Here is a 25,232-nt window from a genome sequence, read left to right as displayed (position 1 = left end):
ATTCAATAGAAAAGGAACTCAGAGAACAGAAAAAAGCCAGATGGGTACGGCTTTTTTACAGGAGTAAAAGGAGTAGAGTGAGGGCACGTTGGAGGGCCCAGGTATTGTATTTTAGAATTTCATTGAAGCAAGACGGCCTACAGAGCGGAAAAGCTGGCTATGAAGAGTATATTTAAAAACCGAAGGTTCCATTATGGACCTTCGGCGTACCCTCTATTTACTCACTTTACTCCCTCTACTCCTGTGCCGTTCTCATTCTAACAAGGCTTTTCTAACAAGAGCAGCTCTGGAGCGCCTTCTTGATGATTCACCATATGCCAATGACTAACGCTGGCTGACGTACGCTCCAAGGAGGACGCCCAGGTAAGAAGAAGCTCCCGTTCCATTTTGCCAGCTTCATGGCCTGGATACATCATAACGCTGCACCAGCCGCCGGGACGCAACAGCTGCAGCGCCTGTCCCAACGCCGGCAGCGTGGTAGCCGCTTGCGTCGTCATAGTATGGTCGCCTCCCGGCAAATAGCCAAGATTAAAAACGATACAATCAGGCGGTTCTGGAATGACTTTCAGCAGCTCCGCATGGCTGTGGCGGCAAAGAAATACTTTATCCTCCAAATGAGCTTCTGTCAAACGCGTCTTTGTTTTTTCCAGCGCCTGTGCTTGAATGTCCAAAGCCCAGATGCGACAGTCTGGCTGCGTATGGGCGGCCAAGAACAACGTGTCATAGCCGTTGCCGGCAGTAGCGTCTACAGCCAAACGAACCGAAGTAAGTTTGGACAAAAACAGGGACTGCCAGATGGCAAGACCGTTAATCGCGATCTTCATAATTTCTCCAGAGTTTGCGGCGCAACGCCTCGTAATAGGAGGTTCCCGGCAAGCGAATAAATGGCGTTTTGGCTGAAGCGCGACGAATACAGATGGCTTCTCCCGGTTGTACATGATACCCGTTTTGCCCGTCGGCGGTAACCAAAATATCTCCTTGCGGCGCAGGAACCCGGATGCACAGCTCTTCATGTCCGGGAATGACAAAGGGTCTTGCATGCAGCGTATTTGAGCAGATTGGCGTCAATAGCAGCACATCTAGTTCAGGATGTACAATAGGGCCTCCTGCAGAGAGCGAATATCCGGTGGAACCTGTTGGCGTAGCGACGATCACGCCGTCGGCGGAGAATTTGGTCACAGGTTCGCATTTCATAGCTATTTCTAAATCGATCAAACGGGAAAAGCCGCTTTTGGTTACTACTACTTCATTCATAGCGTAAGAAAGAAACTCCCGCTCTGTGCTTCGTTCCACCCATGCTTCCACCATAGTGCGCTGCTGCAGCGTATACTTGCCTGAAAAAAGGCAATCCATGCTTTGGGTCAGCTCCGCTACCTCTACATCCGCCAGAAAGCCAAGTTGTCCCAGGTTAATTCCCAAAATAGGTATGCCGCTGCAAGCCAGCCTTCTGGAAACGCTAAGCAAGGTTCCGTCGCCGCCCAGGGTAATCGCCACGTCAATCTGTTCTCGCAAAGTTTCATCAGGGCAAGCAACCTGGTCTCCCAGCCATTCGGTCCCTAAAGATTCCGGCAGCAGGCCTTGGCCGCCTCGTTCTGTGATCAGCTGCAGCAGTGTATTTAAAATGTTTCTGGCTAACGGTTTATTTTTATTAGGGAATATACCGATTCGCAGCATGCCGCAGCCTCCTTAGCGAGTTTCTTTTAAATGCGTATGAGCCTCGTGCACAATGGCGTCCACATTTACGTCTTCCGCTGCCGTTTCTTCGGAAACTCCCAAGTGCAGCAAATATTCGATGTTTCCTTCCGGTCCTTTAATCGGTGAAAAGGTCAGGCCTAATGGGGTAAAGCCAATTTGCCTCGCTGTTTGCAATACCTTTTGAATCACTTGCTTATGAATATCCGGATCACGGACAACGCCTTTTTTGCCAACATGCTCGCGGCCAGCTTCAAACTGAGGTTTAATTAAAGCGATTACTTCACCATGAGGCGAAGCTAAAAGCTGCCGTACCACGGGCAGTACTTTATCAAGGGAAATAAAAGCGACATCTATGGAAATAAAGTCAACCTTTTCTCCCAGCGAATCCGCTGTCAAATTCCGGACGTTGGTGCGTTCCATATTGACAACGCGCTCATCAGTACGCAGCGACCAAGCCAATTGTCCATAGCCGACATCTATGGCGTATACCTTGACTGCGCCGCGTTTTAAGGCGCAGTCGGTAAATCCGCCTGTAGAAGCTCCGACATCGGCCATGACTTTACCTCTGAGATCCAGTGAAAAATGCTGCAACGCTTTTTCCAGCTTAAGTCCGCCGCGGCTGACATAGCCGATGGAGTCTCCAAGAATGCGAATTGTGGCGTCTTCAGGTACCGTAGTACCTGGCTTTTCTATTTTTTGCTCATTTGCTAGTACCATGCCGGCCATAATCGCAGCTCGAGCGCGTTCTCTGCTGGGGAAATGCCCCTTTGTGACCAGCAGAACGTCCAGACGTTCTTTCTTCATGCAAGGCCTTCTTCCGTCAATTCTTTTCCCTGTTTAACAAACTTGCGCACTTTTGCAGCAATGCCTGCAGCGTCAAGACCCAGTTCCTGCAATAGCGTCTGACGTTTGCCATGGGGAATAAAGGCATCAGGAATACCCAGGCGCAGCACAGGGAGATCGTAGAGTTCCTGCTGTTCCAAAAATTCTAAAACCGCGCTGCCAAAGCCGCCAGCTAAGGCATTTTCCTCTACCGTAACAATGCGGCCGCATTCTTGGGCCAAGCGGGTCAGCAATTTTTCGTCCAAAGGTTTTACAAAGCGAGCGTTAACTACACTGGCTCGAATGCCTTCGGCAGCTAATTTTTGCGCTGCCTCTACAGCTGGCGCTACCATCGTACCAGCCGCCCAAATGCTGACATCCTCGCCAAAAGCCAACTCTTCCGCTTTCCCCAGCGCCATTGGTTCCAATGGCCTGTTCAAGGAAGCGCCCAGACCGCAGCCGCGAGGGTAACGCAAAGCAACGGTGCGATTCCATTGAAAAGCGGCATAAAGCATCTGACGCAGTTCGCCTTCGTCTTTCGGCGCCATGACGCATATGTCCGGGATGTGCCGTAAAAAGGAATAGTCAAAGACGCCATGATGAGTCGGGCCATCCTCCCCCACCAAGCCTGCACGGTCTAAGGCCAGAACTACCGGCAATTTTTGCAGGCAGACGTCGTGAAGAATTTGATCATAAGCGCGCTGCGCAAAGGTGGAGTACAGCGCTACAACCGGTTTTTTCCCTTGCGTAGCCATGCCAGCCGCTAAGGTCAAGGCATGTTGTTCGGCAATTCCTACATCAAAGAAGCGCTCTGGATATTTTTGCGAGAAGCTTTTTAAGCCGGTTCCCCCGGGCATGGCCGCTGTAATGGCGACAATTGCCTTATCCTGCTGCGCCAACTCGACAAGAGTATTGCCAAACACTTCTGTATAGGAAGGCGCTCCGGCGCAATGGATCACTTCGCCAGAATCAATGCAAAAAGGGCCGACCCCGTGAAAACGGTCTGCATGATTTTCCGCCGGCGCATAGCCTTTTCCCTTTTGCGTTAGCGCATGAATGAGGACAGGCCCTCCTAAATCGCGGGCTTTTTCCAGCATTTCCATCAAAAGAGGCAGGTCATGACCGTCTATAGGACCTAAATAGGTAAACCCAAGTTCTTCAAAAAGCATCCCCGGAACCAGCATGTAACGGACGCTGTCCTTGAATCGTTCCGCGGTCTTCAGCATGCTCTCACCGATGGCAGGAATGCGTTTGAGCAAAAATTCGACATCCTGCTTGACCCGCGTATAAGTGGGAGCTACCCGCATTTTTGCCAAATAGGAGGACAAAGCGCCTACGTTTTTGGCAATGGACATTTCATTGTCGTTTAATACAACAATCATATTGGTCTTGAGATGTCCTGCATGGTTTAACGCCTCAAAGGACTCCCCGCCGGTCATAGAGCCGTCACCGATGACGGCTACAACTTGGTGGGTTTCTTTGTTCATGTCCCGAGCCAAAGCCATCCCCAAGGCAGCCGAAATAGACGTGCTGGAATGCCCGGTTCCAAACGCGTCGTGGGGACTTTCACAAGGCTTGGGAAAGCCGCTGAGCCCGCCTTTTTGGCGTAGCGTATGAAACTGCTCACGCCGCCCTGTTAAAAGTTTATGGACATATGCTTGATGTCCTACGTCCCAGACGATTTTGTCATGAGGCGTATCGAACACTTTATGCAAAGCCAAAGTCAATTCTACCACGCCCAGGTTAGGCGCCAAATGGCCGCCCGTATGAGAAACGGTTTCCACCAGAAGCTGGCGAATTTCTACGGCTAATTTTTCCAATTGCCGTAAGGAAAACCCTTTCATATCCCGGGGGGAGCGAATGGAATCAAGAAACGGATAATGCAAAAGAAAGTCCCTTCTTTCTACAGCAAGTGTAAAAACTACTCGCAACAAACCTGCATGCTATTTTTCCCTTGATACAAGATACGAAGCCAAACTTCGCAGCACATCGGCTTCTGCACCAAAGATTTCTATTGCCGTTAACGCGCGCTGTACGCTTTCTTCCGCCATGCGGCGGGCGCCGTCCAGCGAATATAAAGACACATAGGTTTCTTTTTCATTGCGTTCATCGCTGCCTACAGGTTTGCCGATTGTAGCTTCGTCGCCGGTGACATCCAAAATATCATCGGTAATTTGAAAGGCCAAGCCAAATTCCTCAGCATAAACAGTCAAAGCGGCCAATTGCTCCTGTGTAGCGCCTGCTAACAAACCGCCGCCGCGCAGGGCGGCCCGGAACAACGCTCCGGTTTTCGCGCGATGCATAAAACGCAGTTCTTCCTGGTTTAAAGGTTGAGCTTGGCCGCTAGCAGCCAGATCAACCGCTTGCCCGCCGACCATGCCGGCCGGACCAGCTGCAGCAGCAATTTCTCTTACCACTTGGGTCAGGCAGGCAGCATCCACCTCTTCTTGGAGCAGCATTTGTTCAAAGGCGGCCGTCAAAAGACCGTCGCCCGCTAAAATTGCCATTCCCTCGCCAAACACCTTATGATTGGTAAGCTTACCCCGACGATAGTCGTCATTATCCATGGCCGGTAAATCGTCATGAATCAGAGAATATGTATGTATCATTTCCAAAGCGCAGGCTACGCGCAAATACCGCCGGCCCTCGCCGCCCACTGCATCTGCCGCCGCCATCAGTAAAACCGGGCGCAGGCGCTTGCCTCCGGCAAAAAGACTGTAGCGCATGGATTCAAAAAGAAACTTTAGAAGCCCCTCTTGCGCAGGAATCCAATGACTTAATGCTTCTTCGATTAACGTGATGCGTTCGTTGCAATAGGTTTTCCACATTACTCAACATCCTCCTGTGGCGTTGTCCAGGGACTTGCCTTGATAACGCCGTCTTCCTGCGTAACTACGGAATCATTCAATACTGCTTCCGCCTGTTGCAAATGTTTATGGCAAACAGCCGCCAGCTCCATACCGTCCTGATAGCTTTTCAGCGCTTCTTCTAAAGACAGCTCGCCTCGTTCCAGCTTTTCCACCAAGTCTTCCAATTTCTCCATGGCAGTTTCGAATTTTAAAGGTTCTTGAACTTCTTTTTTAGCTCTGGCCATCAACTGTCACCTCTTTTTATTTCCATGACACGCAGACGCAAAGCGCCGTCTTGCACACGAGCGTTAAGCTGAGAGTCAACGAACACTTGCTCAACGGACCGGATAGGCTCGCCCGTTTCTTCAAGGCTTAAAAAAGCGTAACCGCGTTGCAGCATGCCCAAGGGGTTTAAAAGCGCCAGCTTTTGAGAAACCAGCAGCCATTGCCGCCTTTTTTCCTCACATTGCCTTGCTGCAGCCCGTACGAGACGTTCTTGCAAGCCATCTAAGCTTTGTCGTTGCGGCGCCAACAGCCGTTCCGGCTTGGTAAATACGGAGGCTTTCCAAAGTTGGCGCAAGTGCTGCTTTCGGCGCAATAAATCGTTAGCAAGAGCTTGGCGCAAGCGAAATTGTCCTTGCTGCAAACGCCGCTCCAATTCCACACGATCCGGAACGGCAAATTCTGCCGCTTGCGAAGGCGTTGCCGCCCGCATATCCGCTGCAAAATCAGCCAGTGTAAAATCGGTCTCATGACCCACTGCGGAAATGACCGGAATAGGTGACGAGGCAATAGCTCTTACGACGATCTCTTCGTTGAAAGCCCAGAGTTCTTCAATGGAACCGCCTCCTCGACCGACGATAAGCACGTCAATCAACGGATGCGACGCCAACAGGCGAATGGCTGCCGTAATTTCTCCAGCAGCAGCCGGTCCTTGCACTGCAACAGGAGATAAAATAAGGGGAATGCCGGCAAAGCGACGTTTAGCCACGGTGCGAATGTCGCGTACAGCGGCTCCTGTTGGGGAAGTAATGATGCCTACTGCTCGCGGCAATAGCGGCAACGGACGTTTTTTTTCTTTTTGAAACAAGCCCTCGCGTTCCAGCTTGTCCTTCAATTGCGCATAAGCAAGACTCAGCTCGCCAATGCCGTCCGGTGTCATACGATCACCATACAGCTGATATTGTCCGTCTCTTTCAAAAACGCTTAGGCGACCGCTGACAATAACCTGCATGCCGTTTTGCGGCTCAAATTTCAAATATTGTGCGCGACTGCGAAAAAGAACCGCACGCAATACCGCGCCTGCATCTTTTAAGGTAAAGTAGCAGTGGCCGGAGGAATGACGCTTAAAATTGGAAACCTCTCCCCGCACGTACACGGAAGAGAGGAGAGCGTCCTTGTCCATCCAACGCTTAACATAGGCAGTCACGTCGCTGACTGTCAAAATTCCCATGGTTCTCTCCTTTGCGTAAAGCCGGCAGAACCTGGCTATTGCTCCTGCTCTTGCAATGCTAACGCGGCCTGATAGGCGGCTCCAAGAGCATGATCGCCGCTCCAGCATGGTTCCGGCAGATAGATATGACAACCCAGTTTTGCTTGCAACCGGCCCAAGCTATGTTCGCGAATACGCGTATTTGCCAACACGCCGCCTACGCCTAAAATAACACGCACGCCGGTTTGCCGCACAGCACGCCGCAGGAGCCGAAACAGAGTCTCTCCCAATAGGTTTTCAGCCGCCGCAGCAAGCAAGGGCGGAGATAATTCTTTTTGCAGCAGCTTTTTTAAATGCGTTTCCGGTCCCGAAAGGCTAAGCTGCAGTCCTTGAACCGCTACCGGAACTTCTGGAGCTTCCTGATGAAATCCTGAAGCTAGTTTTTCCAAATGAGGGCCTGCCGGAAACGGCAGGCCCAAAGCTACTCCAAGACGATCCAGCAGTTGTCCTGCATGCAAATCGGCGCTACCGCCCAATTGCTTAATTTTCAGTTGAGCGCCGCAGCGTTTTACTTGCAAAAGGTCTGTCGTTCCTCCAGATACGTGAACCGCCAAAAAATCCTGCACCTCTTGCGGCATCTTCGCGGACCAAATGCCGGCCCAAAGATGATTAGCCTGATGACTAAGTGCAAAAAGAGGAATCTTTTGGCTCAGAGACACTGCCTTGGCACTGCCATAACCGCACAAAAAAGCCGGCATATAGGAGCCTTCTATATCGCGCGGACAAAACGTCGCGCCTACGGCGCAGCAAATTGCCTCAGGAAAGCGGCGCCAAATAGAATCCAACTGCTCCGGCAACGCTCGGACATGCTGAAATACCATCTCCGATTGAGCCAAGCCGCGTTTGCCTTGCGGCACCTGCAGCAGCCGTCTGGCTGCCGCTAACAAGCTGCCGTTCAAACCCAGCAAAACGGCCGAAGTAGTATAGCAGCTGGTATCTATGCCAAGGACAGCCTTCATGACGATTCTTTGGTTTTGGCCAGAGAACCGAGCACGCCATTGATAAATCGTGCAGAATCCTTATCTCCATATTTTTTGGCAATTTCTACAGCTTCATTAATGACGATGCCAGGCGTCATTTCCTCTTCGCCAAACAAAAGTTCATATACGGCAATACGGGATATGTTGCGATCCACCGCCGCCATACGTTCCAGTTTCCATTGCGAAGAAGTGCAGCTTAAATGCTGATCAATTTGCTCGCTATGAGCGCAAATGCCTTCTACTAGCCGTTTGGCATAATCGACAGCATCCGGGGTAACCTCTTGCTCAAACGCCGCTGCTTCCAGCGCCGCCAACGGTTCTAATTCTGTTTGGAAATCCAGTTGATACAAGGCTTGCATAGCCAATTCTCGCGCTAAACGTCGACTCATATATTACTCCTTTGGGATGTTTCCTATCTTCGATAACCTGGCGGCAAAATGCGATCCAGCAATTCCAGCAGATCTTCTTTGTCATCCAGGCGTTTGCCTACAAAAAAACCGATACCGATGCACAGGAAAAGAAACAACGTCCGGAAAAAGCCCAGAGCCAAAACCAGCACGCCGAAAAGAAGACCGATCGTACAGCAAATGATTTTGCCGCTATGGCGCTGCCAAAAGGCCAGTAGCCATTCCCGATCAAATTCCATGTTCATGTTTCCTTCTCCTCCAACCTTATTCCACGCGCGCCCGTACTTTGCCTTCGGCAGCAATCTCTTCTACGAGTACCTGGATATCATGAACCTCTGCTAACAAAGTTTCTTGCAAGGTGGCCCGTACGCGCTGCTGCAGCTCGGCGGTGAGTTCGGGAACGATCAGATCTGGCAGCACAACAATGCGCAGGTAAATGTTCATGCCCTGCCGACCATTTTCCAGACGGATTTTCGTTTGTTTGACTCCTTTTATCTGGCGGGCTGTACGCTCCACCAAGCTGCGCACGGCGGAAATAGCAACACGCACTTGGCCGTTTTCCGTTTGACAAAGCATGGTATCACGCGGCTCACCGCTAGTCATGCCTGTAAAAAGCAACCGCACAGACGCCAAGAAAAACACCGCAGCCACAGCAGCCGCTTCCCAGTGTCCATAAAGAAGCGCCAAGGCATCATCCAGCCATTCCAGCGGCACAATGGTAAAAGCTGCTAAAACGGTAGACAGCATCAGCAAAGCAAAGGTTACTATACAGAGCAAAAGCAAAATGCGATCAAGAATTCCCATGGCGTTCCCTCCCCTTTATCGCACTCGACTGTCGTCGTCCCGTCCTTCGGCGGTAAAGCCGACGCCTTGCACATGAACGTTCACTTCTACCACTTCCAGACCAGTCATAGACTCAATGGCGTGTTTCACATTTTCCTGTACCTGAATTGCAATATCAGGCAGTCTGACGCCATATTCCATAATGACGTACAGGTCAACAGCGGCTTCCTTTTCGCCGACTTCCACTTTTACGCCTTTAGCCAGGTTTTTCTTGCCCAGCATTTCAGCAATTCCACCGACCAAACCGCCGCTCATACCGGCGACTCCGGGGATTTCCGTAGCTGCCATGCCGGCAATAATTCCTACGACCTCATCGGCGATGCGAATGATTCCCACTTCGTTTTGTTCGCCTTTTTCTTTGCGTGTTTGCATCTGCAGCAGCCTCCTTTTTAATGAAGAACATCGGAAATTTTCTTCAATTATAACAGACCCTACTTCTTTTTACAAACCGCTGACGCGGTCCAAGAAGCGAGCGCAGACCAAACTATACGTTCCTATCTGAAAAAGAAAACCTCCCGCAGCAACGAAGATCATTTCACAGCGGGAGGCCATGCGCCAATTAAGCGCGTTCGATATAGTCGCCAGTACGCGTATCAATACGCAGTACTTCGCCGGTTTCAATGAACAGAGGAACTTTGACATTATAACCTGTTTCCATTTTGGCAATTTTTGTGCCGCCTGTAGCCGTATCGCCACGAATGCCAGGTTCGGTTTCCGCTACAACCAGCTCCACCGAATTGGGAAGTTCAATTCCAATGATGTTTCCTTGGAAAAAGCTGACGCCAATATTCATATTTTCCTTGAGGAAGTTCAGGCCGTTGCCCAACTGCTCGCGAGTCAACTCAATTTGGTCAAAGGTCTCATTGTCCATAAAGGTGTACATGCCGTCGTTTTCATACAGGTACTGCATAGGACGGTTTTCTACATGAGCTTTAGGCATTTTTTCACCGGCGTTGAAGGTGCGTTCTACAACAGCGCCTGTTTTCAGGTTTTTGAGCTTGGCCCGCACAAAGGCGGCGCCTTTTCCTGGTTTTACGTGCTGAAAGTCAACGACCTGCCAAGCGCCGCCGTCAATTTCCACTGTTGTGCCAGTCCGAAAATCATTAGTTGAAATCATGGTTCATCCTCCATTTTACAAGCGATTTCTATCAGTTCCTTGTCGCTTTCCGTCAAAACGACGGCTCCTGCGTCAGAAACGCGGACGGTGTCTTCAATACGGATTCCGTACTGCCCAGGCAGATAAATACCCGGTTCCACCGTAACCACCATATTTTCCTGCAGCACCTGCTGCGTGTTTAAAGAAGACAAGCGGGGTTCTTCATGAATGGCCAAGCCCAGCGAATGCCCCAAACCATGGCCAAAATACTCTCCATAACCAGCTTTGGTTAAAATATCTCTGGATACGGCATCAACCTCGCAGCCCAATTTGCCAGGGCGAATGGCTGCAACTCCCGCCTTTTGCGCTGCAAGCACTAGAGAATAAGCGGCTTTTTGCTGCTCTGTAGCAGGTCCCAAGCAAACAGTGCGGGTAATGTCGGAATGATAGCCCCTGTAGACGGCGCCAAAATCCATAGTTATCCAGTCGCCAACAGCTAGTTTTTTCTCGGAAGCAACGCCGTGCGGCAAAGCGCCGCGCACACCAGAGGCGACAATGGTATCAAAAGCCGGACGCTCCGAGCCAAGACAGCGCATATGCTGCTCCAGCTCAGCCGCTACTTGTCGTTCCTCTAAGCCGGGACGCAAATAGCCAAGAATGTGCGTAAACGCCGCATCCGCAATGCGTACGGCTTCACGAATAGCTTCTAATTCCTCTTCATCTTTGACAAAACGGAGAGGCTCTAATTCAGTATCAATTAATTCGCATTCCACCGGCAGCAACGCTTGAAGTTCCTTATAAGCGGCCACCGTACAATGCTTGCTTTCAAAACCGAGACGGCGAATGCCTTTGCGGCAAACAATTTCTGCAAGCGCCTTCGCTGCAGCGCCCTTATATAGACAAAGCTCGTATAGAGGCGCCTCAGTCGCTGCCTGCTCGTGATAACGAAAATCTGTAAACAATTGCTGCGTCTCAGCTGTAAGGAGCAGTAGGCCGGCAGAACCGCTAAAACCGCTTAAATAACGTCTATTTTGCGCATTACCAACCCAAACAGCGTCCAGGCCAGCTTCAGCAAGATGTCGACGCAGCCGTTGCAAACGCAATTCATTCATTAGCATCGGCTTCCTTTTTCTTTGCTTCCTGCCAAAGACCGTGCGCCGCTTCAACCGCCGCTAAATAACTATAGACCCCAAAACCGGAAATCTGACCGATAACAACCGCTGCCAGCACGGAATGATGCCGAAACTCCTCGCGGCGGTGAATGTTGGAAAGATGCACCTCGATCGCCGATACGGACACGCTGGCCAGCGCATCCCTCAAGGCAATGCTGTAATGGGTGTAGGCGGCGGCATTGATGATGATATAATCCGCTGTTTCCTGAGCCTGATGAATGGCGTCCACCAAATCCCCTTCGTGGCTGAACTGGAGGCATTGCGCTGCAACGCCTAGGGAAGCGGCTTTTTCTTCAATTCTGCGGTTAATTTCCTGCAAAGTCAAAGTTCCATATATGGTTGGCTCCCGACGCCCTAATTGATTCAAATTAGGACCGTGCAAAACCAGTATGCGCACGTCGTCAGCTCCTTTGCACGCAAAGTATCATAGGACATTGTAACACAAAACCTTGCTGCTTGCCTATACTTTCTCCACAAACTGCCAAGGAACAGGCAGATGCGCCAAAATGTCCAGCACCTCAAGGCGTGTGTCCGGCGTAGCCCGAATGACCAAAAGACCGCCTTTGGGTTCCAAGGTGGTAACAACGCCAAGATATTCACAGCCTTCAAAAATACGATTGACAAAATTAACATCTTGAGGCTGTACTCGCAAATAAACGCTTGCATCAACAGATTCCGACATACTTAAGCCTCCTCTCCAGGCGACAAAACACGCCGCAGCAGCGTTCCAACCGGCAGCAGAAGCCCATCCCAAGCCAGACGCAGTTGCTGTTGAGCATGAGGCGCCCGTTCCAAGACAGCGCCGCTTTTCGCATCCCATAAAAAACGCAAGCATTGTTGCTGCCGCTCACCAGTCGGCGGCAGCGCCTCCAAGCAATCTCCTACGGCAAAACGACCGCGCTGTTCCACGAGCAAGTCCGAACCGCTGTGGCCGGTCACCACGCCGCAAAACACTTTGGCGGCGTTCTCCTTCTCTACTGCGTGAATTTGGGCGTCGCCGGCAGCCGGACCTTGAAAAAAGCCGTCCGTATACGCTCGTTGGGATACCAACTGCAATTCCTCCAGCCATTCCGGAGGGATTGCAAATTCTTCGGGATTCCTAGCGAAAAGATCCAGCGCTTGACGGTAGACGCGCACCACCGTAGCGACATAATGAATACTCTTCATGCGTCCTTCAATTTTCAAGCTGTCAACACCGGCAGTCACTAACGCCGGCAAGTGCGGCAGCAAGCACAAATCTTTGGAATTCATAAAATAAGTGCCATGAGCGTCTTCTTCAACAGGATAAAACTGACCGGGTCTAGTTTCTTCCTGCAACGCGTATTTCCAGCGGCAAGGCTGTGTGCAAGCGCCGCGGTTGGCGTCTCTGCCGGTAAAATAATTGCTTAATAAACAACGCCCGGAATAGGATACGCACATCGCTCCGTGTACAAAGGTTTCCAATTGCACCTCCGCCTGACTGCGGATATCCAAAAGTTCCTTATACGTCACTTCCCGCGCCAGTACAACGCGTTTGGCTCCCAACTCCTGCCAAAAGCAGGCCGCCGAGGCGTTAACCGTGTTGGCCTGGGTGCTGATATGAACGGCCAGGTTTGGCGCTTCTTGGCGTACTAAACGAAAAACGCCGGGGTCGGCGACAATAACGGCATCAATCTTAGCGTCCAGCAGTTCTGGCAAATAGGCGGCAATTCCCTGCAACTCTTTTTGATGGGCAAAAACATTGAGGGCGACATAGACTTTTTTGCCAAGTTCATGAGCATATTGTACGCCCTCCTGCAGCGCAGCAAAGTCAAAATTGTCGCTTTGCGCACGAAGGCTGAAGTTTTTTCCGCCTACATATACCGCATCAGCGCCAAAAAGAAGGGCGGTCTTTAATTTCTCCAAATTGCCTGCAGGGGCAAGCAGCTCAGGTAATTTCATTAGTTTCTGCTCCTTTATAAATCGAGACCGCCAGACCGTCGCCTTCCGAATAAAGAGTAGTCTGGAATTGGTCCGTATTTTGTACAAACTCTAAATACTGGCGCATGCGCTTAGCGATGGTGCGCATACGACGGGGACAGGGACCATATACTTGGCCGTAAAACAACACATCGTCAGCTAAAATAACGCTGCCCTGACGTAAATACGGCAGTACTTGTTGCAAATAGCTTAGATAATGCCCTTTGGCAGCGTCAATAAAAACAAAATCAAACGTTTCGTTCAAGGCGCTTAACCGTTCAGCTGCATCGCCTTCCCAAAGGCGGATACGTTCACTGATGCCAGGATCGCGCTGCCAAAAGCGCTGGGCATCGCGAATGCGTTCTTCGTCTTTTTCCAAAGTGAGAATGCGGCAGTTTGGAACTAACTGCGCCATCAGCAGCGCCGAATAGCCAATAGCCGTACCAATTTCCAGAATACGCAGCGGCTGATAGCGTTCCATCAATAAACGCAAGAGGCGTTCCGCTTCTTGGCGAAGCACTGGAACGCCTTGTTGATCTGCAAAGGTTCTCATTTCAAGTAACAATTCATTCATTACCGCACCTGCTCAATGGCGGCCAAGTGTTCTTCATAGGTCCGGCTGAAATGATGCTTACCCTGCTTATCTGCAACAAAATATAAGTAATCCGTCTGGGCTGGATTCAAAGCGGCCTTAAGAGCGCCTAACCCGGGATTGGCAATCGGCCCTGGCGGCAGGCCAGGATTTAGATAGGTATTATAAGGTGAAGGAATTTGCGTATCCTGCAAGCTTAATTCTTCTTTGGGATATCCCAGTAAGTACTGAATTGTGGCGCAAGACTGCAGCGGCATGTTTTGCTGCAGCCGGTTCAAAAACACCTTGGCAATAACAGCCTGCTCTTCCGGGCGCTGCGCTTCTTTTTCCACTAAAGAAGCAAGCACGACAACCTGTGTTGGCGTAAGGCCGCTGGCATTGCCGCTTTTCAGCAAAGAGCCGAAGCGTTTATCAAATTCCTTCTGCATCTTGGCAACTAGGTCTTCCTCTTTCATTCCCGGCGAAATCCGGTAAGTATCCGGAAACAAATAGCCTTCCGCTCGAAATTGCACGCTCTCTCCTGCAGCAGGACCGGAAAGGCGGGCTAACTGTAAAAACCGGTCTCCATTGCCAAGTTTTTGCTCTTGCAGCAATTTGGCAATCTGCCGCACCGTATATCCTTCTGGAATGGTAAGATTGGCGTAACGCGTTTCTCCGGCCGCCAGTCTCGCCACTACCTCTCGCGTACTCATGCCTGGAGCAAAAACGTATTCGCCAGCCTGAAGGGAGTGATCTAAACGGCTGAACTTAGCCAATACTTGAAACAGCCAAATGCTGCGAATAGCCTTCTGGCTTTCCAGCTCTTTGGCAATCTCACCGGCGCTCATGCCGTCTTTTACAGTCAATACAGCATCAGTAGTCCTGGAAGGCGGCGACTGCAGCACCAAAAAGGCGCTAATAAGCACGGTGAAAAAAAAGACCGTAATGCCCGCCAAAATAATCCAGAGACTTTTGCCCCGAAATCCTTTTTCCCAAAGTCGATCCTTCATTCCAACACCTCGTGTTCCGCCTTTAGAATTCTATTTTAAAAGTCTTAAATTCGTTTCTTACTGTCACGGGTTTTATTATACACACAGCAACAAAAAAAAAGCAACCGTTTCCGGTTGCTTCAGGCATTCTACTCTTCGTCGTCCGCCAGTTCTTCATAAGCTTTGCGAACTTCGTCAAACTCTTCGTCCGTAGGATCGGTATAGACATCTTCGCCATTTTCATCCACATCGATACGTGCGATGAAGACATCCGTATCTTCGTCTTCACAACCGCATTCGCAGGTGCAGCCGCCTTCTTCATCCACTTTAATCGGTGCCAGAACAGCAAAGCGCTTTTCGCCGACTTCCACGATTAATTCTTCGCGGTAGTAAAATTCGTTGCCTTCCTCATCGGTCATGACAACAACAACATCCTCATCTTCTTCCATTTCTTCAGGGTTGAATTTTTCATCTGTCATGGGCGCTCACCTCTTTCTCTTATTGCTATTGCCATTGTATCTTACACGGCATAGCCTGTCAACCGCTGCGGCTCTGCAGATCCATCCAGCCTTGCAGGATAATAATAGCCGCCATTTTATCAATCACTTTACGCCGTTTATTGCGACGCACATCCGCCTCAATAAGCGCTTTTTCCGCCGCCACCGTGGAAAGGCGTTCATCCCAAAAAACAATTTTAACGTCCGGCAGCTGCTCTTGCAGCTGAGCGGCAAATTCCTGGACTAACTCGCCGCGGGGGCCTATAGTACCGTTCATATTTTTGGGCAGACCCACAACAATGGTACCCACTTCGTATTCCTGACATAAAACAGTCAGTCTTGCAAAGTCAGCTTGCGGGGAAGTACGCCGTATGACCTCTACGCCTTGCGCCGTTAGAGCCAATAAATCGCTCACCGCTATGCCTATGGTTCTATCTCCTACATCCAAGCCCATACTGCGCACAACACATCTTCCTCCTAAAAAGCGGCAGGGAGCCACGCACTTTGCATGCTCCCTGTCCCTTGATACTGACTATTGAATTTCCTTCACATAGGCCCGGACCAATTCTTCCAAAATTTCATCTCGCTCCAATTTGCGAATTAAGGCGCGAGCGTTGCGATGACTGGTGATATAGGTAGGATCTCCAGATAAAAGATACCCCACCAGTTGATTGATAGGATTGTACCCCTTTTCCTTCAAGGCCTGACAGACGGTAGCAATGGTGAGGGCGGCAACATGATTTCCTTCGCTGCCAGCGCGAAACATCATCGTATCCTGCGATACATTCTGCTCATGATCCGACATCGTTCCATCCTCCTTTCGCGCCGTTAGGGAGCTGCTTGTAATCAGCGAGCCCCTTAAACTTAATATAATAATTCTATTCGACGATCCATTGCCATTCCCTGCTATCTTTTTCAGGAATTAGTTTTTTACCTAGGCCTTTAGAGACCCAGCTGCTGGCGCAGCGTTTCTTTGGCTTTTAAAAGCGCTTCAGCCAGTTTAGCCGGATCCTTGCCGCCAGCTTGCGCCATATCCGGCCGGCCGCCGCCGCCGCCGCCAACGATTTTGGCTACTTCCTTCACTAAATTGCCTGCATGCGCTTTAGCGGCCACCGCTTCTTTGGTCGCCATCGCCACCAAGCTGACTTTGTCTTCTTGTACGCTGGCTAAGAGCACAACGCCTTTTTTCATGCGATCCCGCAATTGGTCGGCTAAGGAGCGCAATAATTCCTGGTTTGGAACTTCCACTTGGGCAATCACGGCTTCTACCTCGCCGATCATTTCCGGTTGCAGCGCCTGAAGCTGCGTCTGCGCTGCCTGAGCTTCCTTGTCGGCTATTACGGTTTCAAGCGCTTTAAGTTCCTGCTGCAACTGGGCGGCGCGGGCGGGAACTTCTTCAGGCGCTTGGGTTTTCAAAATAGCTGCTGTTTCTAACAGCAAGGAGCGCTGCTGTTGCATGCGCGCATAAGCTGCACGCCCCGTCACCGCTTCAATGCGGCGTACGCCGGCGCCCGTGCTGGCTTCGCCGACGATCTGGAACAGGGAGATTTCCGAGGTATTGTTTACATGGCTGCCGCCGCAAAGTTCTTTACTGACCTCGTCAATAACAACTACCCGAACCACGTCGCCATATTTTTCACCAAACAAAGCCATGGCGCCCATGTCTTTGGCGATCTCTTGACTTGTCTCCAAGCAAGAGACAGCGCGGTTTTCCAAGATGGCTTCATTAACAAGGGCTTCTACGGCTGCCAGTTCTTCCGACGTAACCGCCGCAAAATGCGCAAAGTCAAAACGCAGGCGATCCGCTTCTACCAAAGAGCCTGCCTGATGCACATGCTCCCCTAGAACCTTGCGCAGCGCATGATGCAATAAATGGGTTGCCGTATGGTTGCGGGCAACATCTTGGTGTTTCGCTGCATCTAGGCGTATTTCCACGGTTTCACCGGTCCGCAGCATGCCTTCTTGCACAAATCCTTGGTGATAAATTGCACCGTTAGCCAATTTTTTGGCGCTTTGCACTTCCATTTTGCCCAGGGCTGTTTCCAAACGGCCGCTGTCGCCGATCTGGCCGCCGCCTTCCGCGTAAAAAGGAGTGACATCCAAAAGCACAGCGACTTCTTCGCCATCGCCGGCTTCCTCAACCACAACGCCTTCTTTCCAGATACGCAAAATGCGTCCTTGCTGCGCTGCAGCGTCTATACGCAGGCCATCGGTTTGCAGACCTGTCAGTTCCAACACAAAAGTACGCTCGTTTTCATGACGCGCGGCGCGGGCGCGCAAGCGCTGCTCTTCCATGGCAGCATCAAAACCGGCTTTGTCGAGGGTCATACCTTCGTCAAACAACATTTCTTCCGTAAGTTCCCAAGGGAAACCATAGGTATCATACAAACGGAAAGCCGTTTCACCCGGCAGTTGATTTTCCCCTTTAGTACGCAAGGAAGCCACTTCTTGCGATAAAAGTTCTTCGCCAGTAACCAATGTAGTCTGAAAGCGACTTTCTTCTTGGCTTACTACCTTGCGGATGTAGTCTGCTTTTTCCAACAGCTCCGGATAGGCCGTGTTGAAAATATTTGCAGCTACGTCCACGCAGTCGGCCAAAAAGGCTTTCTTTACGCCCAACAAGCGTCCGTGACGCAAGGCGCGACGCAAAATTCGGCGCAGCACATAGCCGCGGCCTTCGTTAGACGGCAATACGCCGTCATTGATCATGACGACCATGCTGCGCGCATGGTCAGCGATGACTTTGAGCGAAATGTCATTCTTTTTATCAACGCCGTAGGCGACGCCAGACAAGGCTGACATATGCGCAATCAAAGGAAACAGCAAATCCGTCTCGAAATTGGAAGGCTTGCCCTGGAGCACCGAAGCCAACCGTTCCAGGCCGGCGCCAGTATCAATGTTTTTCTTAGCCAAAGGATGGTAATTTCCTTCGTCATCTCGGTCATACTGCGTGAAAACGAGGTTCCAGATTTCCAAAAACCGATCGCAGTCGCAGCCTAGCTTGCACTCAGGACCACAGCCGCGCTCTTCCCCTAAATCGATATGTATTTCCGAACAAGGGCCGCAGGGGCCGGGGCCGATTTCCCAGAAATTATCAGCCATGCGCACAATGCGCTCTGGATCAATGCCGATTTCATCATGCCAGATGTCATAGGCTTCATTGTCTTCCGTATAGATGGTAATCCACAGACGATCAGCAGGAAGTTCCAATTCTTTGGTTAAAAATTCCCAAGCCCAAACAATGGCTTCCCGTTTAAAATAATCGCCAAAGGAAAAATTGCCCAACATTTCAAAAAAGGTCTGGTGCCGCGCGGTACGGCCTACATTTTCAATATCGCCGGTACGGACGCATTTTTGGCTGCTGGTGATGCGCGTATGGGGGGGCTTGATCTTGCCGGTAAAAAACGGCTTAAAGGGCGCCATGCCGGCTCCGACTAGCAACAACGTAGGATCATCATGAGGAATCAAGGGAGCACTGGGCATTACCAAATGCTCTTTTGATTTAAAAAACTCCAGAAAGCGTGTGCGAATTTCATTACCTGTCATAGATTTCACGTACTTCATCCTCCGCTCATTACAGATGGCTTATTCTTAAAAATTATACCCGACCAGCCAGGACGTGTCAAAGGGAAGGTCAGCCCGTCAGCCTCTTGATTATTGCGGAGCGGCATAATTGCATTTGAGACACGATTTGCGCGCGCCTCAAAAAAACTGACTAAGTCGGCAGTTTCTTAACTCGCTGTGCTCAAACAAGCGAAACTGTAATCCGTCTTAGCCAGCTTTTTCGTCCTTCGGACCGGCTTGCTCCAATAAAAGTCTCAAATACAATCATTGCCGCCGGTGCAGTCTAACCGCACCATCCCTATTTCTGTTCAAAACCGTTGCCCCGTTCTTCTCTTGCGTATCCTCCATCTACTCCTTTTACTCCTGTTCAATTTACTTCGTATGCTTCCTTTACAAACAGGCTTTGTGGATGACACCGCCGCCAACCACTTTTTCACCATGGTAAAAAACAACAGACTGCCCCGGGGTAATCGCTCGCTGCGGTTGTTCAAATTTCACCCGCACCATGCCGTTGGCTTCCGGAAAAACCATCGCCGGCGCTTCATGTGCGGCATAGCGAATTTTTGCATGTACCTGCAGTGGCTTTTCAAGGTCGTCCATGGCAATCCAGTTTAAGTCATCTGCAAGCAGTTCCGAAGCGTATACTGCTTCGGGTGGTCCAACGACCACCCGATTATGGGCCGCATCTATTTCCACGACATACAAAGGATGCGCCGCAGCGATACCCAGCCCTTTGCGCTGGCCGATCGTATAAAACGGCAGTCCCTCATGGCGGCCCAAAACTTGCCCGTCTTGGGTTACGATATCTCCGGGCCTCAGCGACTGCGGCGCATGTTCGCGCAAAAAGCGCTTGTAATCGTCATCAGGAATAAAGCAGATTTCCTGGCTTTCCGGCTTGTTCGCCACTACCAGATTAAACTGCCGCGCCAATTCCCTTGTTTTTGTTTTTTCCATGCCGCCCAGAGGAAATAAAAACTTCTGCAGTGTCTGTTGATTTAAATGATACAACACATACGACTGATCCTTGGTCGCATCCACGCCCTTGCACAGCAGCACCCTTCCAGATTGCTCGTCTTTTATAACGCGCGCGTAATGGCCGGTAGCCACATAATCAGCCCCCAAGGCTGCCGCCTTGGTCAAAAGGCGCTCAAACTTGATATGGCGATTGCAGGCAATGCAGGGATTAGGCGTGCGTCCAGCAGTGTATTCGCGGATAAAATACTCTACTACCAGATGATGAAAATCGTCGCGGAAGTTCATCACATAATGCGGAATTCCCAGAGTCTGCGCGACGCGACGCGCATCTTCCACTTCGGATAAAGAACAGCAGCCGCGATGATTGGGATCATCAACAGGAACATCCTCTGTCCATAATTGCATGGTGACGCCAATCACTTCGTACCCTTCCTGCACTAAAAGGGCGGCGGTGAGGGAACTATCCACACCGCCGCTCATGGCGACAACCACTTTTGTCTTTGCGTTAAGCACTTAAACTTCCTTGGGCTGCTTGCTCATATAATCCTTAATGGCTTCGTGCAGAGCATCGGCTGCCAGATTGGAGCAGTGCATTTTAGCCGGCGGCAAGCCGCCCAAAGCTTCCGCTACTGCCTGATTGGAAATCTCCAAGGCGTCTTCCAGCGTTTTGCCGATAACCATTTCCGTGACCATGCTGCTCGTAGCGATAGCGGCGCCGCAGCCGAAGGTTTTAAATTTCACATCTTCGATCACATTGTCTTTGACTTTCAAGTAAATGCGCATAATATCGCCGCATTTGGCGTTGCCAACTTCGCCGATTCCATTGGCATCAGGAATTTCACCAACATTGCGGGGATTGCTGAAATGATCCATTACTTTTTCGGTATACATAATTCAATTTTCCTTTCAAGGTAAAACACATTAGGAGCGACAATTTTGGCAAGGATTGCTTTCCAACATGGCGCCCGCATTAGCCGCCAACGGGGACATGCTGCGCAGGCGTTCAATGATCGGCGGCAATACTTCCAAAACATAATCGATATCTTCTTCCGTAGTGCCTCTGCCCAAAGTCAGCCGTAGCGAACCGTGAGCAATTTCGTGACTCAACCCCATCGCTAAAAGCACATGGGACGGATCCAGGGAGCCGGAAGTACAAGCAGAACCGCTGGAAGCGGCAATTCCCTTCATATCCAAGCTCAACAGCAAGGATTCACCTTCTACATAGCGGAAGCTATAATTAACATTACCAGGCATGCGCTGTGTCGGATGGCCGTTCAGCTTGATTTCGGGAATGCGTTCTTCAATGCCGCGCATTAAGCGATCACGCAGAGCCGTAATCCGAGCCACTTTGTCCGCCATTTCCTCTTTTGCTGCTTCCGCAGCTTTACCTAAGCCGGCAATGCCGGGGACATTTTCCGTTCCGGGACGCAGTTTGCGTTCTTGACCGCCGCCGTGCTGTACCGCGTCAATACGGACGCCGCGTCGGATAAACAGAGCGCCGATGCCTTTGGGACCATGCAGCTTATGCCCCGACAAGGTCAGCAGGTCAATATTCATATCAACCACGTCAATGGGCACATTGCCTGTAGCCTGTACCGCGTCAGTGTGAAAAATAATCCCTTTTTCGCGAGCGATTTTACCAATTTCACGAATTGGTTGAATGGTTCCTACTTCGTTATTGGCGAACATAACGCTAATCAAGATGGTTTGCGGCGTAATGGCCTGCTGCAAATCCTCCAAACGGATCATGCCGTACTCGTCCACAGGCAGGTAGGTAACCTGGAAGCCTTGTTTTTCCAGATATTCACAAGGATGCAAAATAGCATGATGTTCAATAGCCGTAGTAATGATATGATTGCCTTTTTTGCGATTAGCTGAAGCAATGCCTTTAATGGCCAAGTTGTCAGACTCAGTACCGCCGCTGGTGAAGAAGATTTCTCCAGGCTGGGCGTTAATCAGGGCCGCTACCTGCTGACGGCCTTCGTCAACAGCCTGCCGCGCCGTACGACCAAAAGCATGTACGCTGGATGCATTACCAAAGTCTTCGGTCATATAATGACTTACAAGTTTTGCCACTTCCGGCAGAGCCTGTGTTGTTGCAGAATGATCCAAATATACCTGTTTCATGTGAATAAAGCCTCCCCTTTAATTTCCTTCCCCTATGAAGCCGCAGGTTAAAGCTGCGGTTTTCCTGCCTCATTTTCCACCTGGTTGCACAAATCTTGCAAAGTGATGGAATCCAACACCTGCGTAATGCTGTCTCCAACTTTGGCCCATACGCCGCGGGTGACGCAAGTACAGGCTTTAGTACAGTATTTGTTATCCTCTTTGCCTGAGAGCAAACAGTCTACAGGAGCAATAGGCCCTTCCATCACTCGGATAATATCGCCTACCGAAATTTCTTCGGGAGTCTTGGTTAAGCTGTAACCGCCTTGTGCGCCGCGAACGCTTTTAACGAAGCCGGCTTTGCGCAAAGTCCCCATCAGCTGCTCCAGGTAATGCTCGGAGATTTCTTGACGCTGTGCGACATTTTTTAAAGAAATGGGCCCCTGACCGTAATGAACGGCTAAATCGTACATGGCGGATACCCCATAACGTCCTTTGGTTGATAGCTTCACGGCAATCCCCTTTCTTTTCCGACTAATACGATTGGTTTTATTTGCTTTTACTATAGCAAATAACAAGAAAAAAAACAACCCCAATCTGAGGTTGTTTTAAAGCTAAGTCAGGTTTATCTTTTGCAACTATTCCTTATTATCTCGTATCCCTCTGTTACTCCGTTACTCTTGTTCCGGTCCCCTCGGCCCGCCCTTGACGGCGTTTGGTCTCGTCCCAGCGCGTCTTTTCCGGTCCCAGAGCGGCTTCATAGTAACGCCGGCCTTGCAGCGGCTCCGGCAAGTACTCTTGCTCTACCCAATGGCCGGGGAAATCGTGGCTATAGCGATACCCCGCACCATGTCCAAATTGGGCGGCGCCGCGATAATGAGCGTCTCGTAGATGCAGGGGAACGCTGCCGCATTCCTGATGGCGCACATCTCCTAAGGCTGCGTCAATAGCCAGATAAGAGGCATTGCTCTTGGGCGCCGTCGCAATATAGACGACCGCCTGAGCCAAAGGAATGCGCGCTTCCGGCAAGCCTACAAAACGGGCCGCCTCAGCCGCCGCCATAGCCAGTACCAGCGCCTGGGGATCGGCGTTGCCCACGTCTTCGGCCGCACAAATTACGATGCGCCGCGCAATAAATTGCAAATCCTCCCCTGCAGCCAACAGCCGGGCCAGATAATGTACTGCCGCATCTGGATCGGAGCCGCGCATACTCTTAATAAACGCGGATACTGTATCGTAATGAGCGTCGCCGTTTTTGTCAAAACGCTGCAGCTTTTCGTCGGCAACTTTTTCTAACACCGCCAAATTCAGCGTTGCCTCATCTTCCACCATGGCGGCGCATTGCTCCAGAAGATTCAAGGCGGTACGTGCGTCGCCGCCAGCTAAGCCGGTAATACCGCTCCAAAGAGAAGCTTCCGCCTGCAAATGTCTTTTGCCCAAACCGCGCTCTTTATCTTCCAGGGCCCGCTTAAGCAGAGCTTCCAGTTGTTGCGGAGTCAACGGCTTCAGACGCAAAACCCGCATGCGCGAAAGCAAGGGCCCGTTAATTTCAAAATAAGGGTTTTCCGTCGTGGCGCCGATCAGCGTAATCCGCCCATCCTCTACATAAGGCAGCAGCACATCCTGCTGGGCTTTGTTAAAACGATGAAACTCATCGACAAAAAGAATGGTAGCTTTGCCATAGAGCTGGCGTCGTTCCTGCGCTGCCGCCAGTTCTTTGCGCAAATCCGCCGTGCCCGCAGTTACCGCGTTCAGGCGCTCAAAAACCGCTCCGGTAGTAGTGGCGATCAGTTCCGCCAATGTCGTCTTTCCGGTACCGGAGGGACCGTACAAAACCAGGCTGGGCAGCGTATCCGCCTGAATCATACGCCGCAGAAAAGAGTCGGGACTAAGAAGATGCTCCTGCCCTGCCAGTTCAGATAGCTTTTGCGGGCGCATGCGCACGGCGAGTGGTTTGCGGTTCGTGTTCTTCTCTTCAGCCAATGAAAACAAATCCAAAATAACAGCCTCCTTTGTTCCTATGCTAAACGCAGCAAAGAACGCACAACATAGCCGGCTAATAACAGCCCCGCCGTAGAGGGAACAAAGGAAATGCTTCCCGGTACCTGGCGGCGCAAATGGGATTCTTCCGGCTCGGCGTCAGCCGAAGCAAAGGGCTTTTCCGTAGAAAACACCACAGGAATTCCTTTAGTGATTCCTGCTTGTTTCAAAAGACGTCTGACGTTTCTGGCCATAGGGCAAGTGTGGGTTTTAGCAATATCTACAATATGAAAAGCCTCAGGGTCCAGCTTATTGCCAGCGCCCATGCTCGAGACAATGGGTATGCCGAGACGATGGGCGCGGACAAGCAAATCAATTTTAGCATCCATTGAATCGATGGCATCCACAATGAAATTCCAACGTTCAGGCCGCAGCCAGTCTCCTTTTTCTTCTCCATAGGCTTCTAGAATGACTTCCACTTGACAATCCGGGTTAATATCCAAAATTCGCTCTTTCAGCACGGCGGCTTTAGGCAGCCCGATAGTGCTTGATAAAGCCGGCAGCTGTCGGTTTAAATTCGTTAGGCTAACCACATCATGATCAATTAACGTCAGTTGACCAATCCCTGCTCGCGCCAAGGCTTCTACCGCAAAGGAGCCAACGCCGCCGACGCCAAAAACGGCCACAGCGGAATTTTGCAAGGTCTGTAATCCTTGAGAACCTATAAGCATTTCAGTGCGTGAAAAACGATGCATAGTTAAAGAAGCCTCCTGCATGATCTAAGAAAACACAACATAGAGCTCTCATAATAGGTAAAAAGACTCGACAAAATTGTCGAGTCTAAAAATTGTTATGAAAAAACTAACCCCACCATGCCGTCTCGCCCACTAGTTTTGAACCTGCGTTAGCAGGTGGGTGCCCTCCTGAAAAATCAATGGATCCCCGTAAAGGGCCTGCACGTCTTATTCAGAGACCGGACTCCCGTCGTAAAAGTGTTGGCTCAAAACATACCAGGCAGCATACGCACACAGTCGGGTTAAGAGTGTTGCTCTTTTCTTCAACTTCATAATAGCAGAATTATCGCTATTTGACAAGTGTCGCCTGGTTTTCTGCGCTTTGAAGCCTGGCTGAAAGAAAAGAAACCTTAGCTTTTAGCAATAACGGTCGACTTAATATGCAATTCCCGCAGCTGACGTTCAGACACGTCACTGGGCGCTTGCGTCATAGCGCAGCTGGCGCTTTGCGTTTTGGGGAAA

Annotated in this window: 29 protein-coding genes and 1 other RNA gene; all 30 read right to left on the bottom strand. The window is 50.6% G+C overall.

Features of this window, described 5'->3' with window-relative positions:
• Positions 1–257: 257 nt before the first annotated feature.
• Positions 258–824 carry a class I SAM-dependent methyltransferase gene (locus PHF27_RS01935; RefSeq protein ID WP_300065358.1) on the bottom strand — a complete coding sequence of 189 codons (567 nt, stop codon included), beginning with the start codon at positions 822–824 and terminating at the stop codon, positions 258–260.
• On the bottom strand, positions 808–1,674 hold the full coding sequence (locus tag PHF27_RS01930; protein ID WP_300065356.1) for an NAD(+)/NADH kinase: 867 nt from the start codon (positions 1,672–1,674) through the stop codon (positions 808–810). Before PHF27_RS01930 ends, PHF27_RS01935 begins: the two co-directional genes overlap by 17 nt.
• 12 nt (positions 1,675–1,686) lie before the next feature.
• Complete coding sequence (locus PHF27_RS01925; RefSeq protein WP_300065354.1) at positions 1,687–2,499, bottom strand: TlyA family RNA methyltransferase; 813 nt, start codon at positions 2,497–2,499, stop codon at positions 1,687–1,689.
• Positions 2,496–4,403: a 1-deoxy-D-xylulose-5-phosphate synthase gene (gene dxs / locus PHF27_RS01920; protein ID WP_300065352.1), complete on the bottom strand. Its 1,908-nt coding sequence runs from the start codon at positions 4,401–4,403 to the stop codon at positions 2,496–2,498. The genes PHF27_RS01925 and dxs overlap by 4 nt, the downstream gene beginning before the upstream one ends.
• Before the next feature lie 57 nt (positions 4,404–4,460).
• Positions 4,461–5,345 carry a polyprenyl synthetase family protein gene (locus tag PHF27_RS01915; RefSeq protein WP_300065350.1) on the bottom strand — a complete coding sequence of 295 codons (885 nt, stop codon included), beginning with the start codon at positions 5,343–5,345 and terminating at the stop codon, positions 4,461–4,463.
• On the bottom strand, positions 5,345–5,611 hold the full coding sequence (gene xseB / locus PHF27_RS01910; protein ID WP_300065348.1) for an exodeoxyribonuclease VII small subunit: 267 nt from the start codon (positions 5,609–5,611) through the stop codon (positions 5,345–5,347). Before xseB ends, PHF27_RS01915 begins: the two co-directional genes overlap by 1 nt.
• Positions 5,611–6,819 carry an exodeoxyribonuclease VII large subunit gene (gene xseA / locus PHF27_RS01905; RefSeq protein WP_300065346.1) on the bottom strand — a complete coding sequence of 403 codons (1,209 nt, stop codon included), beginning with the start codon at positions 6,817–6,819 and terminating at the stop codon, positions 5,611–5,613. Before xseA ends, xseB begins: the two co-directional genes overlap by 1 nt.
• Positions 6,820–6,854: 35 nt before the next feature.
• Positions 6,855–7,817, bottom strand: a complete 963-nt coding sequence (locus tag PHF27_RS01900; protein WP_300065344.1) for an O-sialoglycoprotein endopeptidase — start codon at positions 7,815–7,817, stop codon at positions 6,855–6,857.
• Positions 7,814–8,227, bottom strand: coding sequence for a transcription antitermination factor NusB (nusB, locus tag PHF27_RS01895; RefSeq protein WP_300065342.1), 414 nt, complete (start codon positions 8,225–8,227; stop codon positions 7,814–7,816). Before nusB ends, PHF27_RS01900 begins: the two co-directional genes overlap by 4 nt.
• A 23-nt stretch (positions 8,228–8,250) precedes the next feature.
• Positions 8,251–8,490 (bottom strand): DUF2273 domain-containing protein, encoded by a 240-nt coding sequence (locus PHF27_RS01890; RefSeq protein ID WP_300065340.1) that lies wholly within the window; start codon positions 8,488–8,490, stop codon positions 8,251–8,253.
• Between the two features lie 19 nt (positions 8,491–8,509).
• A complete protein-coding gene (gene amaP / locus PHF27_RS01885) occupies positions 8,510–9,049 on the bottom strand; it encodes an alkaline shock response membrane anchor protein AmaP (RefSeq protein WP_300065338.1) in 540 nt (179 codons plus the stop codon).
• Positions 9,050–9,064: 15 nt separating this feature from the next.
• Entirely contained in the window at positions 9,065–9,460 is a 396-nt protein-coding gene (locus PHF27_RS01880; RefSeq protein WP_300065336.1) for an Asp23/Gls24 family envelope stress response protein, read from the bottom strand.
• A gap of 187 nt (positions 9,461–9,647) precedes the next feature.
• Positions 9,648–10,205, bottom strand: a complete 558-nt coding sequence (gene efp, locus PHF27_RS01875) for an elongation factor P (protein ID WP_018703163.1) — start codon at positions 10,203–10,205, stop codon at positions 9,648–9,650.
• Entirely contained in the window at positions 10,202–11,296 is a 1,095-nt protein-coding gene (locus PHF27_RS01870) for an aminopeptidase P family protein (RefSeq protein ID WP_300065333.1), read from the bottom strand. Before PHF27_RS01870 ends, efp begins: the two co-directional genes overlap by 4 nt.
• Positions 11,289–11,753: a type II 3-dehydroquinate dehydratase gene (aroQ, locus tag PHF27_RS01865; RefSeq protein WP_300065331.1), complete on the bottom strand. Its 465-nt coding sequence runs from the start codon at positions 11,751–11,753 to the stop codon at positions 11,289–11,291. Before aroQ ends, PHF27_RS01870 begins: the two co-directional genes overlap by 8 nt.
• A gap of 63 nt (positions 11,754–11,816) precedes the next feature.
• Positions 11,817–12,038 (bottom strand): DUF4911 domain-containing protein, encoded by a 222-nt coding sequence (locus tag PHF27_RS01860; RefSeq protein ID WP_300065329.1) that lies wholly within the window; start codon positions 12,036–12,038, stop codon positions 11,817–11,819.
• 2 nt (positions 12,039–12,040) lie between these two features.
• Positions 12,041–13,276, bottom strand: a complete 1,236-nt coding sequence (locus PHF27_RS01855) for a U32 family peptidase (protein ID WP_300065327.1) — start codon at positions 13,274–13,276, stop codon at positions 12,041–12,043.
• Positions 13,263–13,868, bottom strand: coding sequence for an O-methyltransferase (locus tag PHF27_RS01850; protein WP_300065325.1), 606 nt, complete (start codon positions 13,866–13,868; stop codon positions 13,263–13,265). Before PHF27_RS01850 ends, PHF27_RS01855 begins: the two co-directional genes overlap by 14 nt.
• A complete protein-coding gene (gene mltG, locus PHF27_RS01845; RefSeq protein ID WP_300065323.1) occupies positions 13,868–14,875 on the bottom strand; it encodes an endolytic transglycosylase MltG in 1,008 nt (335 codons plus the stop codon). Before mltG ends, PHF27_RS01850 begins: the two co-directional genes overlap by 1 nt.
• Positions 14,876–15,003: 128 nt before the next feature.
• The gene (locus tag PHF27_RS01840) at positions 15,004–15,333 is read right to left on the bottom strand and encodes a DUF1292 domain-containing protein (protein WP_300065321.1); all 330 of its coding nucleotides are present in this window, start codon (positions 15,331–15,333) and stop codon (positions 15,004–15,006) included.
• Positions 15,334–15,391: 58 nt separating this feature from the next.
• Positions 15,392–15,814, bottom strand: coding sequence for a Holliday junction resolvase RuvX (gene ruvX / locus PHF27_RS01835; protein ID WP_300065319.1), 423 nt, complete (start codon positions 15,812–15,814; stop codon positions 15,392–15,394).
• Positions 15,815–15,883: 69 nt separating this feature from the next.
• Positions 15,884–16,156 (bottom strand): IreB family regulatory phosphoprotein, encoded by a 273-nt coding sequence (locus PHF27_RS01830; protein ID WP_018703154.1) that lies wholly within the window; start codon positions 16,154–16,156, stop codon positions 15,884–15,886.
• A gap of 137 nt (positions 16,157–16,293) precedes the next feature.
• A complete protein-coding gene (alaS, locus tag PHF27_RS01825; protein WP_300065316.1) occupies positions 16,294–18,915 on the bottom strand; it encodes an alanine--tRNA ligase in 2,622 nt (873 codons plus the stop codon).
• Positions 18,916–19,305: 390 nt separating this feature from the next.
• Complete coding sequence (gene mnmA, locus PHF27_RS01820) at positions 19,306–20,403, bottom strand: tRNA 2-thiouridine(34) synthase MnmA (RefSeq protein WP_300065314.1); 1,098 nt, start codon at positions 20,401–20,403, stop codon at positions 19,306–19,308.
• Positions 20,404–20,781 (bottom strand): Fe-S cluster assembly scaffold protein NifU, encoded by a 378-nt coding sequence (gene nifU / locus PHF27_RS01815; RefSeq protein ID WP_324292596.1) that lies wholly within the window; start codon positions 20,779–20,781, stop codon positions 20,404–20,406.
• Between the two features lie 30 nt (positions 20,782–20,811).
• Positions 20,812–22,017, bottom strand: coding sequence for a cysteine desulfurase NifS (gene nifS, locus PHF27_RS01810; RefSeq protein ID WP_300065312.1), 1,206 nt, complete (start codon positions 22,015–22,017; stop codon positions 20,812–20,814).
• A gap of 47 nt (positions 22,018–22,064) precedes the next feature.
• Positions 22,065–22,508: an Rrf2 family transcriptional regulator gene (locus tag PHF27_RS01805; protein WP_300065310.1), complete on the bottom strand. Its 444-nt coding sequence runs from the start codon at positions 22,506–22,508 to the stop codon at positions 22,065–22,067.
• Between the two features lie 154 nt (positions 22,509–22,662).
• Entirely contained in the window at positions 22,663–23,994 is a 1,332-nt protein-coding gene (locus PHF27_RS01800; protein WP_300065308.1) for a replication-associated recombination protein A, read from the bottom strand.
• 20 nt (positions 23,995–24,014) lie between these two features.
• Positions 24,015–24,731 (bottom strand): tRNA threonylcarbamoyladenosine dehydratase, encoded by a 717-nt coding sequence (locus PHF27_RS01795; protein ID WP_300065306.1) that lies wholly within the window; start codon positions 24,729–24,731, stop codon positions 24,015–24,017.
• Positions 24,732–24,836: 105 nt separating this feature from the next.
• Positions 24,837–25,016: non-coding RNA, 6S RNA (ssrS, locus tag PHF27_RS01790), on the bottom strand.
• Positions 25,017–25,232: the final 216 nt, after the last annotated feature.

The organism is Anaeromusa sp. (assembly GCF_028691475.1).
Taxonomy (GTDB): domain Bacteria; phylum Bacillota; class Negativicutes; order Anaeromusales; family Anaeromusaceae; genus Anaeromusa.
The sequence above is the reverse complement of the archived record's forward strand: the minus strand, read 5'-3'. Positions and strand labels throughout refer to the sequence as shown.